The following is a 16,148-nucleotide window of genomic DNA, read 5'->3' on the forward strand; positions in this document are numbered from 1 at the left end:
AATGAATATTATGAATGTTCTGTTTCAAGAAACAAAATAATCAAATATGAAAATTTAACATATTATTCTGTGAATAAAGAAATCACCCCCAGAATATGCTTCATTTAATCACGAAAATGGTTGATTTTCTAAAGCTTTCCTGCATATTATACATATATGAATAAAAACTCCAGACTAAATTTCAATTTCATCGACTATTTTTTTCAGTTTTATTTTAATTTTTTTAAAACTATATTTATATAGTTTAAACTGTGTCATGTATCTTCTCTATTCGACAAGGCTCCAAAGCATGCCAACTCTGATGCAATATAAAAGAGTATCCTCACTTAAAGATACTCTTTGTCTCTCGAACTCCGGGTCATAAAAAAAGAACCGACATATCAGACGGTTCCTTCTGCCATTCTCTATCTAAATAGAATTTTCTCATACAGGGCAATCCCCTTTAGCAGTACCTCTTCTCGAAAGTTGAAGGATTCATGATGAAGAGAATGGCTGTATCCTAGAGCATCGTTCCCCGTTCCTAGAAACATAAAGACACCGTCCATTTCTTCCTGATAAAAAGAAAAATCCTCTGCCAGCAACAGCGGGGAGAGGATGCTGTATTCCTCCTCTTTCAGCAGCTTACAAACTTCTTTCACAAGGCGGGGTGAATTTCTGACCTCTGGATAGAAGTCACGGATGGTCAGTGTGATCTTACAGGAAGAGATATACGCGATCCCGTCCACCAGCCTTCTAATCCCTTGTTTCATCTCCTCATAGGCCCCTTTATCAAAAGCCCTGATGGTTCCTTCAAGAAGAGCACTACCGGCAACGATATTCCTCGCGGTGCCTCCCGTGAACTTTCCGATATGAATGATTCCAGGGGACAAGGGCGCGATTCTTTTGGTCCTTATCTCTGAAACACCATTTAAAATGGCGCTGCCAGCCACTAAGGCATCCAGCCCCTCCTGAGGAAGTCCTGCATGGGCACTCTTTCCGAGAATCTCCACATCAAACTCTCCATTTCTTGCCATAAAGGGTCCGCTGCATAGACCAAAGATTCCTTCCGAAAGACCCGGATAAAGATGGAACCCATAAATCCGCTTCACCTTAAGTCTCTGAAGGATCCCTTCTTCCAGCACCACCTTCGCACCCCCAGGACCTTCTTCTGCTGGCTGAAAAAGCAGCACCACACTATAGTAAGGCTTTTCCTTCTCCTTTAGAAGCTTTGCAAAACCCAAGAGCATGGCCATATGGCCGTCATGACCGCAGGCATGCATCCTTCCTGGATGCTTGGACAGATAGTCCACATTGGTCTCTTCATGGACCGGCAGACCATCCATATCCGCCCGAAAAGCCACCGCCTCTTCCACTTCTCCCTCTATATGGACTACCCACCCAGTCTGAGCCACCGGGATGGGATCATAGGAGAGAGACACCAGAACCTCTTTCACGTAGCGGGAGGTCTTTGGCAGGTCAAAGCCCAATTCCGGAATCTCATGAAGATTCCGGCGTATTTTTTTCACAAAAATCAGCAGTTCATTCTGATCCATATCGTCCCTCCCAAGTACTCAAAATCTCTTCCATCACTAAGAAGAACCGATCCATTTCCTTCTTCTCCATAGTTAAAGCCGGAAGAAGGCGAAGAACCGTTCCCCCTGTAATATTTAGAAGAAGCTGCCTTTTCATTGCCTCCTCCCGGATGGTCTCCGAAGCCTCACCGACATCAAGCCCCACCATATATCCTCTTCCCCGGATTTCTTTGATTACCTCCGGATACCTTGTCTGAAGCGCTTTGAGCTTTTCCAGAAACAAGTCCATTTTAACCTTCAGCTTTTCTTGAAACTCCTTCTCCAGGATTTCCTCTAGAACCGCAGCACCTGCTGCACAGGCGAGAGGATTGCCGCCAAAGGTGGATCCGTGGTCTCCCGGACGAAGCACATGCTCTACTTTTTTTGAAAGAAGTAGCGCACCCAATGGCAGACCTCCCCCCAATCCCTTTGCCAGAGTCATGGCGTGGGGTGTAAGAGGCAAAGTCTCATATGCAAACAGTGTTCCTGTACGATAAAGCCCTGTCTGTACTTCATCTGCAAGAAGAAGTGCATCAAATTTCTCACTGAGTCTCTTCAGCTCCAGAGCAAAAGGCTCCTCCATTTCACGAAGGCCACCTTCCCCTTGAATCACTTCGAAAAAAATACCACAGGTATTCTGATCCACAGCGCTTCTCAGCCCATCCACATCATTGATCCTTACATGGGTAATGCCTTCCAGAGCTTCTCCGAAGGGCTCCCGATACGCTGGGGTCCCTGTGAGATTCATGGCCCCGTAGGTTCTGCCATGAAATCCTTTCTCCAGCGCCACAAACTTCACTTTATCCTTCCGAATGCTTCTGCCGTATTTTCTGGCAAGTTTCAGCATGGCCTCATTGGCTTCCGCTCCTGAATTCGCAAAAAACACTTTGCTTGCAAAACTGTTTTCTACAAGAAGTTTCGCAAGTGTCACTGCAGATGGGGCAGCAAAGTAATTGGAAAGATGAAGAAAATTCTCCATCTGCACTCTCATGGCCTCCAGCACTTTTTCATTTCTATGCCCCAGGGTATGCACTGCGATGCCGGAATAAAAATCCAGATATTCTTTGCCTTCCTGATCCGTCAGGATCATCCCTTCAGCCTTCACAATCTCAAGGGGGAGTCTTTTATAAATGGGCAGAATATATTTCCGGTCCTGGTCTAGAAGATTCATACCATCACCTCAAATCATCAAGAATTTTTGTCTTCTCCTTGGTTTTTTCATCCTTCTGTTTGATGATCCTTGCAGGAGACCCCGCCACAACACTCTCTTCCGGCACATCCTCCGTGACAATGGCCCCCGCTGCGACCACTGCATTTTTGCCGATCCTGACCCCCTCAAGAATTACTGCATTGGCTCCCACAAGAACGCCGTCTTCTATGATTACTGGCGTTTTTGAAGGAGGTTCCAGGACGCCCGCCACCACAGCACCAGCACCGATGTGACAATTTTTCCCTATGGTTCCCCGAGCTCCCACCACTGCATTCATATCCACCATGGTTCCTTCTCCTATGACTGCGCCGATGTTGATCACCGCCCCCATCATAATCACCGCCCCTTTTCCAATGACAGCATGTTCCCGGATATACGCTCCTGGTTCCACTCTGGCATCCACTTTCCTCAGGTCCAGAAGCGGAATGGCTGAGTTTCTTCTGTCATTCTCCAGCACCATCTCTTCGATTCTGTCCTGACAGTTCTGAAGAAACACATCCATGTCCCTGCTCTCTCCGAATAGAGTTCTGCTTCTTCCTTCACCAAAGACTTTCAATCCCGTAAAGTCGCTGTCCTCAAAATCTCCTTTCACATACAGCTTTACCGGAGTACTTTTCACTGCATTTTTTATATAGGCCGCAATGGCATAGGCATCTGTTAGTATCAATTCATTCATCTTACTCTTCCTTTCATCAGATCCTCCATGGTGTAATACCCTGGAGACCGATTCAGCATAAACTCTAAAGCCTGAACAGCTCCTTTTGCAAACAATTTTCTTGACTCTCCATGATGCTTTATCGTAAGCACCTCACTCTCCAGTGCAAACATCACTTCATGTTCTCCGACGATGGTGCCGCCACGGAGGGCATGGACACCAATCTCTCCACTTTTTCTAGGACTTGAACCGGACCTGCCATAAATAAGAGGTGACGCTCCCCTACCTGTTTCAATGGACTGAAGAAGCATCCTCGCTGTACCGCTGGGCGCATCCATTTTCTTCCTGTGATGACTTTCCACAAGTTCCACATCGGCATCCTTCCCCAAAAGCTCTGCAGCTTTCTCCAAAAGAATACCCATGACATAGACGCCCACACTAAAATTTCCACTATAGAACAGAGGAATCTTTTTTGACGCTTCCATGATGGCAAGGTGTTCTTCCTCATTTTGGCCTGTGGTCCCCATGACAAGAGGAATCTCATGACAGATACAGTACGAAAGAACCTCCGGCAGGGCTTCTGCTTTTGAAAAATCCAGGGCTCCATCCGCTGCCGATAGATCTTCAACGCTTTCCCCCTTCGTCACCGGAAGGATCTCCCATTTGGGATGAAGTTCTAAAAGCAGCTCTGTCAGTACTTTACCCATCTGTCCACTGGCGCCAAATAGTGCAATTTTCATCTGTCTCCCCTCCTTCTACACTACTTCATACTGCTTCAAAACCTCATAAAGCTCTTCCCTATGATGTGTTTCCAGCCCTACCAGAGGAAGTCTAAACTCTGGATTGCCAAATCCCATGAATGCCAGAGCTTCCTTCACAGGTACGGGGTTTGTTTCCATGAAGAGAGCCTCGATGAGTCTCTCTGCTTTTTTCTGAAGAGTCCTTGCTTCCTCTTTTTTACCCTCTAGAGATCCAGATACCAGAGTATGTGTAAGGCGAGGCATCACATTGGAGAGCACTGAAATGACTCCATGGGCACCTCTCTCCATGAACTCAGCAATCTCCGGATCATTGCCCGTGTAGATTCTAAATCCTTCGGGCACATTTCCTTTCAGCATCTCCACTCGTTGAGGCATTCCCGATGCTTCTTTCAGTCCTGTGATATTTGGGATCTTAGAAAGTGCGATGACGGTTTCCGGCAAAAGGTCCACGGACGTTCTTCCTGGAACGTTATAGAGGATCACTGGAAGAGACACTGCTTCTGCAATGGCCTCATAATGGGCATACAGTCCTCTTTGACTGGGTTTATTGTAATATGGTGTCACCACAAGAAGTCCGTCGGCACCAAGGGCTTCCGCATCCTTTGATAATAGAATGCTGTCACTGGTGCTGTTTGTTCCTGTACCCGCAATGACAGGCACTCTGCCCTTCACCGTCGTTAGGGCAAAATCCAGCAGACTCTTTTTCTCCTCTCTGGACAATGTCGGAGACTCTCCTGTGGTGCCTGAGATGATGATCGCATCTATGCTCTCTTCAATCTGCCAGTTTATGAGCCTCTCCAAGGTCACATAATCGATCTCTCCTCCTGAAAAAGGAGTAATAAGGGCTGTTCCTGCTCCAATAAATAAACTCATGATCTCTCCTCCCATACTATCTTCAGTATCTGCAGCGCGTTGGTGGCAGCGCCTTTTCTCACATTGTCCGCCACACACCAGAAATGGAGACTTTTTCCCATGCTTTCATCCTGCCTGAGCCGTCCCACCAGAACCTCGTCTCCTCCATTGGCGTCTTCCGCCACAGGATATCCATCTTCATAGAAAATTATCCCATCTGCTCTTTGAAAAGCTCTTTTTAAAACCTCAAGATCCAGATCTTTTTCACAAGTAACATTCACCGCTACGCTATGCCCATTTTCCACAGGCACCCGGACACAGGTCGCTGTAACCGGAAGCTTTGGCAGCTCCAGTATCTTTCTTGTTTCTTCTATCATCTTCACTTCTTCTTTGGTATACCCATCTGCAAGGAACTCATCAATTTGAGGAATGCAGTTTCCCGCAATGCTTCTTGGATAGAAAGAAGGTGCTTCCCCCTTCAGAGTTCTTTTCAGATCTTCCACACCCTTCTGCCCCGAACCGGATACTGCCTGGTAGGTGGTGTAGGAGACTCTCCTCAGTCCAAAGAGATCTTTCACTACTTTCAGAGGCAGAACCGACTGAATGGTGCTGCAGTTGGGATTGGCGATGAGAAGTTGTCCCATGGCCTCCTTCGGATTCACTTCAGGTACTACCAGGGGCACATCCTTTTCCATACGGAATGCGCTGGAGTTGTCGATGACCTGGATCCCCCTGTCTCTAAACAGCGGGGCAAAGGCTTTACTGATATCTCCTCCTGCGGAAAACAGTGCGTACTGAAATCTCTTCTCATCGATGGCTTCCTCTGTGAGTTCCTCCACTACAAGGATCCTCTCCCCACATGGAAGCTTTTTTCCTTTAGAAGCATGGGAAGAAAATAAAACCACTTCTCCCAGAGGCAGCCCCATGGAAGGAAGCACCTGAAGAAATGTCCTTCCCACCCTTCCCGTGGCACCAACAATGGCAATATTAAGCTTACTCAACATACATCACTCCTTCGGCGATCTTCACTGAGGGACCAGTGAGATGCACTTTCTCATCCAGGCTCACCCAAAGGTCTCCACCTGGCACCCTTATTGAAATATTCTTTGGAAAGCCCTCCACAAGGTTTGCCATGTAGGCGGAAGCCATGGCCCCGGTACCGCAGGATAAAGTGAACCCCACACCCCGCTCATAGGTTCTCACATGGAGACCTGCCTCTCCTGTGCTCTTCACAAAATTCACGTTGATTCTTTCCGGGAAAAGTTCATGATGGCAAAGCTCTTTGGCCTCTTCTTCTGACACCTCTTTGTCTGTAAAGACCACTCCATGGAGCGTGCCCAGAAAAAGTGCATAGAGCTCATAGTCGTTTCCGCGAACTGTTAAGGACCTTGCCTCACCAAGTCTGATTTTCTCGACGGCATGAGGATAGAAGAGCCTTTCTAATGGCAGTTCCATGGAAACTGTTATATTCTCATAGGAACTCCCCATTTGGACTGACATTTCTCCACCGAGGGTTTCCACGGTGAAGGATCTTTTCCTTTCCAGCCCCTCCTCGTGAACAAATCGCGCAAAGCACCGTAATCCATTGCCGCACATAGGCGCTTCGCTTCCATCCTGATTGTAGTACTGCATTCTCATGTCCTGGGTCTTGGAATAACTGGCTACAATGAGCCCATCTGCGCCAATCCCATAGTTTCTGTGACACATCTTCCTAGCCAGGGCACTATAGTCTTCCCCATAGGTGTCTTCCTCCTTCAGAAGGATGAAATCATTACCTGTACCGTGATATTTGACAAATCTCATAATAAAATCCCCCTATAGATGAAAGGCATCCGCGATGAGCTGAACCGCCTGGTCTTTGTACTTCTTTTCCAAAGTGTAGGAGATGGAGATCTCTGAAGTGGTGACCTGAAGAAAAGTGATGGCATTTTCCGAGAACAGTTCAAAGAGCCTTGCCGCCACACCACTCTGAGTTCTCATGCCGGAACCCACCACCGAGAGCTTCAGGATATCCGCCCGAATGGAGAGCTCCACCCCCTCCATGGAGGAGAGAAGTTCTGTCAGAAGGGTTCTGACCACGGGCTCTTCTTCCGCTGATGCCGTAAAGGACACCGAAACGCTCCCATCAGGTAAAGGACTCTGAGAGATCATATCCACATTGATCTCCTCCTTGGCCAGTTTACTGAAAATCTTTGCAGTATTTTCACTGACATTTTTTAATGGATGGATGGTCACCATCATGATATTTTCCAGCACCGATACTCCGGTGATGCTTCGTTCTTCCACACTATTCTCTCCTTCTTGTATCACTGTTCCGGGCTTTCCTTCGGAAGAGCTTCCCACATAAAGCCTGACGCCATAATGATGAGCAATATCCACAGACCTTGGTTCCATGACCTTGGCCCCGAGAAAAGCCATTTCTTTCATTTCCTCATAGGTGATGCTGGCAAGCCTTCTGGCCTTGGGATAGATTCTGGGATCCACACCATAGATGCCATCCACATCTGTATATATTTCACAGGGACAGGAGAGCTTGGCTGCCAGGGCCACCGCCGTGGTATCCGATCCTCCTCGCCCGAGGGTGGTGATTTCGCCTTCCCGGTTATATCCCTGAAACCCTGCCACCACTACTACCTTTCCTTGAGACAGGTGCTTTTCAATGACTCCTATGTCTATGTCTTTGATCTTGTTTCTTGTATGAAGACCCTCCGTCAGAATTCCAGCCTGGTATCCCGTAAGAGATACCGCTTCTTGTCCTTCTGCTTCAAGAATCATGGTGAGCAGGGCGATGGAGACCTGCTCCCCTGTGGAGAGCATCATATCCATTTCTCTTTTGGATGGATTCTGTGCAGCTTCCCGGGCCATGGACAGCAGTGCATTGGTGGTTTTGCCCATGGCGGACACCACCACCACAAGCTCTTCCCCAGAAATACTTCGATTACGAAGATATCTGGCAATGGTTTTCATTTTTTCTATATCGGCTACAGAAGAGCCGCCAAATTTAACAACAGATCGCATACCATGCCTCCTACAGATCATTTCTAATGAGGTCTTCATAGGTTTCCCGCCGGACCACAAGCCTGGAGCCTCCATCTTTGACAAATACCACTGGAGGCTTTGTCAGCCTGTTGTAGTTTGAAGCCATGGAGTAGTGATAAGCCCCTGTGGAGAACACCGCCAGGAGTTCTCCAGGCCTTGGAAGAGGGAGCCGAACCTCCTTCACGAGAATATCTCCGGACTCGCAGGCCTTCCCTGTGACACGGAAAGTATCAGATTGCGGATCCATCATGCGCCCCGTGAGCTTTGCGGTGTATCTGGCATCATAGAGAGCCGTGCGGATATGGTCTGCCATGCTGCCGTCCACAAACACATAGTGCATCCCGCCAAAGGTTTTCTTCACACTGCCCACCTCATAGAGTGTAATCCCTGCAGTGGCTGTGATGGCTCTTCCCGGTTCAATCATAATCTTCACCGGCAGAAGATTTTCTTTCTCCAGCAAGGTATACAGCTGCGCCAAAAGCTTTTCAAACAGCTTATTCAGATTAAGAGGCTCATCTCCCTGCACATAATGTACGCCAAATCCTCCACCAAGATTCAGCTCTCTCACCTGAACGCCTTTTTCCGAAAGAGTTCTCATGTACTCCACCATGGTCTTTGCAGCTTTCAGAAAAGACTCTTCTTCAAAGATCTGAGAACCGATATGACAGTGGAGACCCCGAAAATCAAAACGACGATCAGATGCCATCTTCTTTATGAAATCTGCGGTTGCTTCATCAAAAATACTGAGACCAAACTTGCTGTCGTTTTTTGTGGTGCTGATGTATTCGTGGGTATGCGCTTCAATCCCCGGATTTACACGAAGCAGGATTCTTTGAGGTCTTCTATCTCCTTTTAGGAGCAGTGCGATTCTCTGAAACTCCAGCTCATGGTCCACAATGAAGGTGCCGATGCCTTCCTTCAGGGCATAGGCAATTTCCTCCGGAGATTTGTTGTTTCCATGGAAATAGATCCTCTCCCTTGGAAAATCCTCCTTTGCAGCCGTATAGAGTTCTCCTCCTGACACCACATCCAATGAAAGACCTGAGTCTTTGAGAAGCCGCACCATGGCACGGTTCATAAAGGCTTTCGAGGCATAGATTACCTCTGTGTCCAGCCTCTCATGCCGAAAAGACTCCTGAAAAAGGCGCATATTTTCTGTCAGCGCTTGTTCATCCATGACATAGAGGGGGGTCCCGTAGGTTTCTTTCAGCTCCTCCATGGATACGCCACCCATATAGAACTGGTTATTTCTGATTTCCTGTGTACCAAAAAGCTGCATCGTTTTTCCTCCTAAAAATAAAATGACCGTGAGCGAATGCTCACGGTCACGAAAAAACCTGCAATCGCCCTGCCTTGTGAATGCGCACTTCCAAACCATTGGGCAACGGTAGGGAAACAGTCCCATACTTCTTCAGCATGGACCCAGTACAGTGTACTTCGGCGTCAGCCCCTTTCCCGGATCTTCCGGTACTCTTGACATGACGCAGCCTCAATTCACAGAGCTTCTAAATTAAATTATTGTTATCTTACCTGTATTTATGCAAACTGTCAAAGAAAAATGCACTTTTTTCTGCATAATTATGAATTTGCTAAATTGTCTTTCAATGTGTAGCCATGTAAACAATTATATGCGTGAAAAACTTTCAGAAAATACAATACAAGTGTACATGAATTCCGTATACTGTTGTTATGTACTATTCCCTCGTGGCCTATTTGCAGAAATGTGGATTCTGAACATAAAGATTGAAAGGATGATGCCCTATGAGTCTACTCCTCACGCCCCTCCCCACTCTAAAATTCACCCTGAAGAACAGGCTGACACTGCCGCCCATGGCCACGGCCAAGGCGAAGGCCGATGGTTCCATGAGTGAAGAGATTCTTGCCTATTATGACGAAAAAACACAAGATCAGAACCTGGGGCTTGTGATCGTGGAGCACAGCTTCATTTCTGAAGAAGGCCGTGCCAATAAAAATCAGCTTTCCGCCTCCAAGGACCATCATGTGGAAGGTCTAAGAGCACTTTCGGATCTTCTTAGAAAAAATGGAGCTTTCTCCTGCCTTCAGATCAATCATGCCGGGATGTATGCAAGACCCAGCGACGCATCTGTGGTGCCCTTTGGGGTATCCAGTCATCCGGAGAAGGAAGTGCGGGTGATGACGGATGAAGACATAAAGAAAGTGATTTCAGATTTCAGTGCTGCTGCCAGAAGAGCAAAAGAAGCCGGATTTGATGCAGTGGAAATCCATTCCGCCCACGGATATCTTCTCAATCAGTTCTACTCTCCTCTGACCAATAAAAGAACCGATGCCTTTGGCGGATCTCTTGAAAACAGGAGAAGGATCCACCGGGAAGTGCTGAGGGCTGTCCGCGAGGCTGTTGGAGAATCCTACCCCGTCTTTCTAAGGCTGGGGGCTTCTGATTATCAGGAAGGTGGCACAACACTCCTAGACTCTGTGGAAACCGCGAAGATTCTGGAAGCAGAGGGACTGGATCTTCTGGATGTCTCTGGAGGGTTTGCAGGATACACCAATCCCCATGAAAACACACAAGGTTATTTCCGTGACCTTACCGGAGAGCTGAAAAAGCATATCCGAATTCCTGTACTTCTGACGGGAGGGATCACCGATCTTTATGCTGCTGAAGAACTCCTTTTAAAAGGAGAATCCGATCTCATCGGTATCGGTAGAGCCATCTACAAGGATTCTGGGTTCTTAAGAAAAGAGCTGGAACGTTTAAGGAGCTGATGAATTGACTGAGGGTAAAAATCTATATAAACCAAAGGAACGTCTTCTAAAAAACGGAGAACTCCTGACCATCCGAACACCTGAAGCACAAGATGCAAAGAGTATGATCTCCTACCTGAACCAAGTGGGGGGAGAAAGCGACAATCTGCTTTTTGGCGAAAATGAGTTTCCACTGACGGTGGAGCAGGAAACTTCCTATCTCAAGAGCCTTGAAAGCCAGTCCGGTACACTGATGCTCCTGGGCCTTTTGGATTCTGAGATTGTTTCCGTGGCACAGATCAGCAGCTTACCAAGAAAAAGAATTGCTCATAATGCCGAGATTGCCCTCTCTGTGAAAAAAGCCCATTGGCAGAAAGGTATAGGCCGTCATGTGATGGAAGAGCTTCTCACCTTTGCAAAAAACTCAGGCACCATCCGCACTGTGAGCCTTGGCGTCAAAGCAGACAACGAAACCGCCATTCGTCTTTATGAGAAGCTGGGGTTTGAGAAGATCGGTGTCCATAAAGACTATTTCCTCATACGGGGTGAATACTTCGATGAACTGCTCATGGATCTTCGCATTTCGGAGTAGTGGAAAAAAAGCGCTAAATGATTGAAAAGAAAGAAGCTTATCCATCTCACTTGGATAAGCTTCTTTCTTATGATGACCAATCCGTTAAATAAATCTATTTAACAATCAAAACCATAAGATCATTGACATTAGTGCCAGTTGGACCAGTTTTAATGAGTCCACCTGCCCTTTCCAGAGCGTGGTAACTGTCGTTATTATCTAGAAAGATTTCAAGTGGTATCCCTGAATCTCTAATTTTTCCTGTGGTTTCTCCATCCACCATGCCTCCAGCTGCATCAGTAGGACCGTCCGTTCCATCAGAACCAACAGAGAAGAACAGTGTATCTTTCAGCCCTTCGATTCCTTGTGCACATGAAAGAGCAAGCTCCTGATTTCTTCCTCCAAGCCCATTCCCTTTGACTTTAACAATGGTCTCTCCACCCGCAATGATGGCGCATGGTGCTTTAAAGGAAGATGATCCATTTCTGATTTCTCTCGCCATTGCACTGAAAAATCGCCCCACCTCTCTCGCTTCGCAATCAATAGTAGATGAAAGAAGGTATGGAGTATAGCCCTTTTTGGATGCTGCTTCTTCAGCAGCTCTGCAAAGAGCTGTGACACTTCCAGCAATGACCGTTTCACAGTTTCTGATATCTTTTGGTGTCTCAATTTTTAAGACATCAATTATGTGTGGCTCAACCATGATCTGATACCGCTTGATAATTTCCAATGATTCAGCACTTGTCGAAGAGTCTTTATACGCAGGACCAGAAGCGATTGCGTCTAGTCGATCTCCGATAACATCTGAAAGTACAATAGACAATATATTGGTATTACTGCAGTGCTCAGCAAACTTTCCGCCTTTAACTTTTGAAAGGTGCTTACGAACTGTGTTTATTTCTACGATATCCGCTCCGCTTTTCAAAAGCTGATCGGTGATATCCATGATTTCTTCCAGTTCCACACCCTCCATCGGAAGCTCAAAAAGTGCAGATCCTCCTCCTGAGACAAGGAAAACTACATGGTCTTCCTCACCCAGTTTCTCAGTGACTTCAAGAACTTTTTTCGTCCCTATGACCGAATTATGATCTACGATGGGATGTCCAGCTTCCACAATTTCAAGATTTCCAATAGTTCCTTTGGCATGTCCATATTTTGTAATGACCACCCCGCCGGTTACCTGTTCTTCAAGAATTCCATAAGCTGCTTCGGCCATATTGAATGCCGCTTTACCAATAGCAATGATTACGACTTTCCCACCAAAAACTCTACCCTCAAGTGCACTGATTACTGCCTCATCAGGTTTCACACTTTGAATCGACTGATCAATGATGCTTCTTGCATCTTTGCTTATATTCATCTCTTTTCTCCTTAGGAAATAAGACCTAGATTCAGGAGAATCTCCTTAATCTCGTCCATTTTATCTTCAGTACAGTGCTGAATTGGTTTGACTGGATGACCGATATTAAGCCCCATTAGATTTAGACAGTCTTTCATAACTACTGGAAAACTGCCATAATCATAAGTATCTCTTAAAGGGATCAAATCATATTGAGCCTTGAGTGATCCTTCCAGATCTCCAGATGCAAACTTCTCATAAATATCAGATACAAGTGCAGGCGCTACATTTGCAGTTCCAGCCACACACCCAGCACCACCGTATGCAAGGGTTGCATAGATATAGTAATCTGAACCTGCAAGCACTTTAAAGTTCTCTATGTCTTTTGTCGCATCAATAAATTTGATTGTTTGCGCAAAATCCAGTGATGTGTTCTTTATTCCTATAATATTATCAATTTGAGCAAGTCTTCTAACGAGTTTTACCGAAATATTGTTTGCTGTTTTTCCTGGATTATTATAGAGAAGGACAGGCAGTTTAGTGCTCTCTGCGATTTCTCTGAAATGGTCATATAGTTCCTGATCGGAGAGTTTTATAAACATTGGGGTAAGCAATGTTACAGCATCAGCTCCTGCTTCTTCCGCCTGCTTAACGAGTCTGATACAAGCCTTTGTTGTAATCTCACCTACACCTGCATAGACCGGAACTCTACCATTAACATGTCTGACCGTAATTTCAATTGCCTTTCTCTGATTCTCTTCATCCATGGCATAAAACTCACCATTGCTGCCCATTACGAATATACCATGGACACCCCCAGCAAGAACATGGTCTATCACTCTGATCAGCCCTTGCTCGTCTATATTCTCATCTTCATCAATTGGTGTCACAATTGGTGGAATTACACCTTTTAAATCATTAATATCCAAAATATTTCCCCCTAAATCTTTTTATCTTATGTAATTGGCGCAGGATTAAAGAGACAGATGGCATTTTCAATGCCCAGCTTGTCTGCACAACATTTTTCTCTGCCAGATGCTATATCCAATATCAGACGGAATATTTCCCAACCCTTATCTTCAATTGTCGACTCTCCTGTGGCAATAGTGCCAGCATTAACATCAATCAGATCAAACCACTTTTCCTTCAGCTCATTTCTAGTGGAGACCTTTATCACCGGAACCATTTTGAGTCCATAAGGTGTTCCTCGTCCAGTTGTAAATACCTGAAGAGTTATGCCTGATGCCATCTGAAGCGTTCCACAAACAAAGTCGCTGGCAGGTGTTGCAGCAAAAATCAAACCATTTTTTCTTACCTTCTGTCCTGGACCAAGCACATCCGAAATAGCACTATTGCCCGATTTCGCAATAGAACCCAGTGACTTCTCCACAATATTAGCAAGCCCGCCCTTCTTATTGCCCGGTGTCGGATTTGCATCCCGATCCACATGTCCTAGGTCGAGATATTCATCATACCAGGCCATTTCTTCTCGAATCTGTTCAGCAATTTCTACAGTTTCTGCTCTAGGTGTCAGAAGATGTACTCCATCTCTGACTTCCGTGACTTCAGAGAAAAGAACTGTTGCACCGCAACGCACAAGAAGATCTGATGCATAACCTACTGCAGGATTTGCTGTAACACCCGAAAACGCATCACTTCCTCCACATTGCAGACCAATGACCAGCTCCTTCGCATCACAGACTTCTCTTTTTCTGCTATTAAGTCTTTTTAGGATCTCTTCACCTTTATCAACAATTTCTCTCACCATTGCATGGAAACCATGAAGTTCCTGAAGCATGACGTAATTATTGTCCTTGAGATCCATAAATACTCTTTCAGGAATCATCTTCTCACAACCAAGCCCAACATACAGCATCTCACCACCGAAGTTGGGATGCTCGGACAGATTCTTGATTGTCCTTATGGGTATCTCTGCATTTTTTGCGGATATCGCCACTCCACAGCCATAGTTATGATTGATTGGCATAATACCATCAACATTCGGATAGTCTGCGAGTTTCTTCTCCAGTTCTTTCACAGCGATATTCAGAACTCCTTCAACGCATTGCACACTAGTAGTGATTCCAAGCATATTTTTAGTCCCTACACTGCCATTTGGATTTCTGTATCCAAGAAATGTGTACCCTTCCAGTGGTGGAAGCTTTTCAGGCACAGCTGTTGCAAGCTTTAAATCTTCAAGCCTCGGTGGCGTAGGAAGATTCAGTCTGTGTTCTGTAATCCAGCTGCCTTTATCGATGTCCATATTCGCATATCCGATGATTTCGTTATAACGAATGACTGGATCACCTGCTTTTAAATCATTTAGATTCATTTTGTGACTCTGAGGGATATCTTCTTGCACTTCTATTCCTTCAATGATATCACCCTTATTTAGCCCCTCTGAAGATACAACAATCATAACATTGTCCTGGGGGTGTACTTTTACAAGACTTTTGTTAGAGATTTCTTTCATGATATTCACCATCCTTTTAAGATAAGCTATCCAATGGTATATTCACCATCGGATAGCTCTTCACATTTGTATTACTTTCTCAGTATCGTATTGGCAAGCTTTTCGTAATACTTCACAATCGCACCGTGATCATCTTTCTCGAATCCATCTTCTTTCAAGTTCTGCAGAATCCCCATGGCTTGGATGGTCATAGGAACTGGAGAACTCACCGATTGTGCAGCATTGATGGCATTATTCAGGTCTTTGATATGAAGTTCTATTCTAAATCCAGGATCAAATTTCCTGGCCAGCATAAGTGGTGCTTTAGCATCCATTACAGTGGATCCCGCAAGACCTCCCCTGATGGCCTCATAGACTCTCTCCGGATTTGCACCTGCTTTCTGTGCAAAGATCAAAGCTTCAGCAACTGCAGAAATGTTCAAGGCTACCACAATCTGATTTGCCAGCTTTGCGATATTTCCTGCGCCAAGTTCACCAACGTAGGTTACAGATCCAGCCATGGTCATCAACATACCATAATACGCATCAAAATCTTCTCTATTTCCACCTACCATCACTGATAGAGTTCCATCGATTGCTTTCGGCTCTCCACCGCTGACTGGCGCATCCATCATCCTGATGCCCTTTTCAAGAAGTGAAGCCCCAATGGCCTTGCTTTCTGTCGGGTCAATAGAACTCATGTCTATCAGGATCGATCCTGATTTTGCAGCCTCAATGATTCCATTTTCCCCAAGGGCAACCGCTCTGACATGCGGTGAATTGGGTAACATGGTTATAATCACACTGCATTCCTCTGCTACTTCTTTAGTATTGTAGGCGGCTTTGGCACCAAGTTCTGCCAACTCATCCAGTGCTGCCTGATTGAAGTCGTAGACTACAAGATCATACCCTGCCTTTACAAGATTCTTACTCATGGGTTTCCCCATGATTCCTAGACCAATAAATCCAATTTTCATAAATATACTTCTCCTTCA

General features: G+C 45.8%; 15 protein-coding genes and 1 riboswitch. Of the genes, 2 read left to right on the forward strand and 13 right to left on the reverse strand.

Annotation, left to right across the window (positions count from 1 at the left end; all coding sequences use genetic code 11):
* Nucleotides 1–404 precede the first annotated feature (404 nt).
* From T487_RS0103200 to lysA, 9 genes are read right to left on the reverse strand one after another with little or no spacing between them, the layout of a single operon-like run.
* Nucleotides 405–1,532: a M20 metallopeptidase family protein gene (locus tag T487_RS0103200; RefSeq protein WP_031573955.1), complete on the reverse strand. Its 1,128-nt coding sequence runs from the start codon at nucleotides 1,530–1,532 to the stop codon at nucleotides 405–407.
* The gene (locus T487_RS0103205) at nucleotides 1,519–2,721 is read right to left on the reverse strand and encodes an aspartate aminotransferase family protein (protein ID WP_031573957.1); all 1,203 of its coding nucleotides are present in this window, start codon (nucleotides 2,719–2,721) and stop codon (nucleotides 1,519–1,521) included. The genes T487_RS0103200 and T487_RS0103205 overlap by 14 nt, the downstream gene beginning before the upstream one ends.
* Before the next feature lie 4 nt (nucleotides 2,722–2,725).
* Complete coding sequence (gene dapD / locus T487_RS0103210; protein WP_031573960.1) at nucleotides 2,726–3,436, reverse strand: 2,3,4,5-tetrahydropyridine-2,6-dicarboxylate N-acetyltransferase; 711 nt, start codon at nucleotides 3,434–3,436, stop codon at nucleotides 2,726–2,728.
* Nucleotides 3,433–4,155, reverse strand: coding sequence for a 4-hydroxy-tetrahydrodipicolinate reductase (gene dapB / locus T487_RS0103215; protein WP_031573963.1), 723 nt, complete (start codon nucleotides 4,153–4,155; stop codon nucleotides 3,433–3,435). Before dapB ends, dapD begins: the two co-directional genes overlap by 4 nt.
* A 15-nt stretch (nucleotides 4,156–4,170) precedes the next feature.
* Nucleotides 4,171–5,049, reverse strand: coding sequence for a 4-hydroxy-tetrahydrodipicolinate synthase (gene dapA, locus T487_RS0103220; protein WP_031573967.1), 879 nt, complete (start codon nucleotides 5,047–5,049; stop codon nucleotides 4,171–4,173).
* A complete protein-coding gene (locus T487_RS0103225) occupies nucleotides 5,046–6,032 on the reverse strand; it encodes an aspartate-semialdehyde dehydrogenase (RefSeq protein ID WP_031573969.1) in 987 nt (328 codons plus the stop codon). Before T487_RS0103225 ends, dapA begins: the two co-directional genes overlap by 4 nt.
* Entirely contained in the window at nucleotides 6,022–6,831 is an 810-nt protein-coding gene (dapF, locus tag T487_RS0103230; protein WP_031573971.1) for a diaminopimelate epimerase, read from the reverse strand. The genes T487_RS0103225 and dapF overlap by 11 nt, the downstream gene beginning before the upstream one ends.
* A gap of 12 nt (nucleotides 6,832–6,843) precedes the next feature.
* On the reverse strand, nucleotides 6,844–8,046 hold the full coding sequence (locus tag T487_RS0103235; protein ID WP_031573974.1) for an aspartate kinase: 1,203 nt from the start codon (nucleotides 8,044–8,046) through the stop codon (nucleotides 6,844–6,846).
* Nucleotides 8,047–8,056: 10 nt separating this feature from the next.
* The gene (gene lysA, locus T487_RS0103240) at nucleotides 8,057–9,346 is read right to left on the reverse strand and encodes a diaminopimelate decarboxylase (protein ID WP_031573978.1); all 1,290 of its coding nucleotides are present in this window, start codon (nucleotides 9,344–9,346) and stop codon (nucleotides 8,057–8,059) included.
* 72 nt (nucleotides 9,347–9,418) lie between these two features.
* Nucleotides 9,419–9,569: riboswitch (Lysine riboswitch) on the reverse strand.
* A 259-nt stretch (nucleotides 9,570–9,828) separates the two neighbouring features.
* Here lysA and T487_RS0103245 point away from each other — a divergent pair.
* Together T487_RS0103245 and T487_RS0103250 are read left to right on the forward strand one after the other, a co-directional pair.
* Nucleotides 9,829–10,812 carry an NADH:flavin oxidoreductase gene (locus tag T487_RS0103245; protein ID WP_031573981.1) on the forward strand — a complete coding sequence of 328 codons (984 nt, stop codon included), beginning with the start codon at nucleotides 9,829–9,831 and terminating at the stop codon, nucleotides 10,810–10,812.
* A gap of 4 nt (nucleotides 10,813–10,816) precedes the next feature.
* Nucleotides 10,817–11,383 (forward strand): GNAT family N-acetyltransferase, encoded by a 567-nt coding sequence (locus tag T487_RS0103250; RefSeq protein WP_031573983.1) that lies wholly within the window; start codon nucleotides 10,817–10,819, stop codon nucleotides 11,381–11,383.
* 94 nt (nucleotides 11,384–11,477) lie between these two features.
* On the opposite strand, the gene T487_RS0103255 is transcribed toward T487_RS0103250, so the two are convergent.
* From T487_RS0103255 to garR, 4 genes are all read right to left on the reverse strand, one after another.
* Nucleotides 11,478–12,722, reverse strand: coding sequence for a glycerate kinase type-2 family protein (locus T487_RS0103255; protein ID WP_031573985.1), 1,245 nt, complete (start codon nucleotides 12,720–12,722; stop codon nucleotides 11,478–11,480).
* 11 nt (nucleotides 12,723–12,733) lie between these two features.
* A complete protein-coding gene (locus T487_RS0103260; protein ID WP_031573987.1) occupies nucleotides 12,734–13,630 on the reverse strand; it encodes a dihydrodipicolinate synthase family protein in 897 nt (298 codons plus the stop codon).
* Between the two features lie 26 nt (nucleotides 13,631–13,656).
* Nucleotides 13,657–15,174 carry a galactarate dehydratase gene (gene garD, locus T487_RS0103265; RefSeq protein WP_036909047.1) on the reverse strand — a complete coding sequence of 506 codons (1,518 nt, stop codon included), beginning with the start codon at nucleotides 15,172–15,174 and terminating at the stop codon, nucleotides 13,657–13,659.
* A 71-nt stretch (nucleotides 15,175–15,245) separates the two neighbouring features.
* The gene (gene garR, locus T487_RS0103270) at nucleotides 15,246–16,130 is read right to left on the reverse strand and encodes a 2-hydroxy-3-oxopropionate reductase (RefSeq protein ID WP_031573993.1); all 885 of its coding nucleotides are present in this window, start codon (nucleotides 16,128–16,130) and stop codon (nucleotides 15,246–15,248) included.
* Nucleotides 16,131–16,148 lie beyond the last annotated feature (18 nt).

This window comes from Proteiniclasticum ruminis DSM 24773 (genome assembly GCF_000701905.1).
GTDB classification, from domain to species: domain Bacteria; phylum Bacillota; class Clostridia; order Clostridiales; family Clostridiaceae; genus Proteiniclasticum; species Proteiniclasticum ruminis.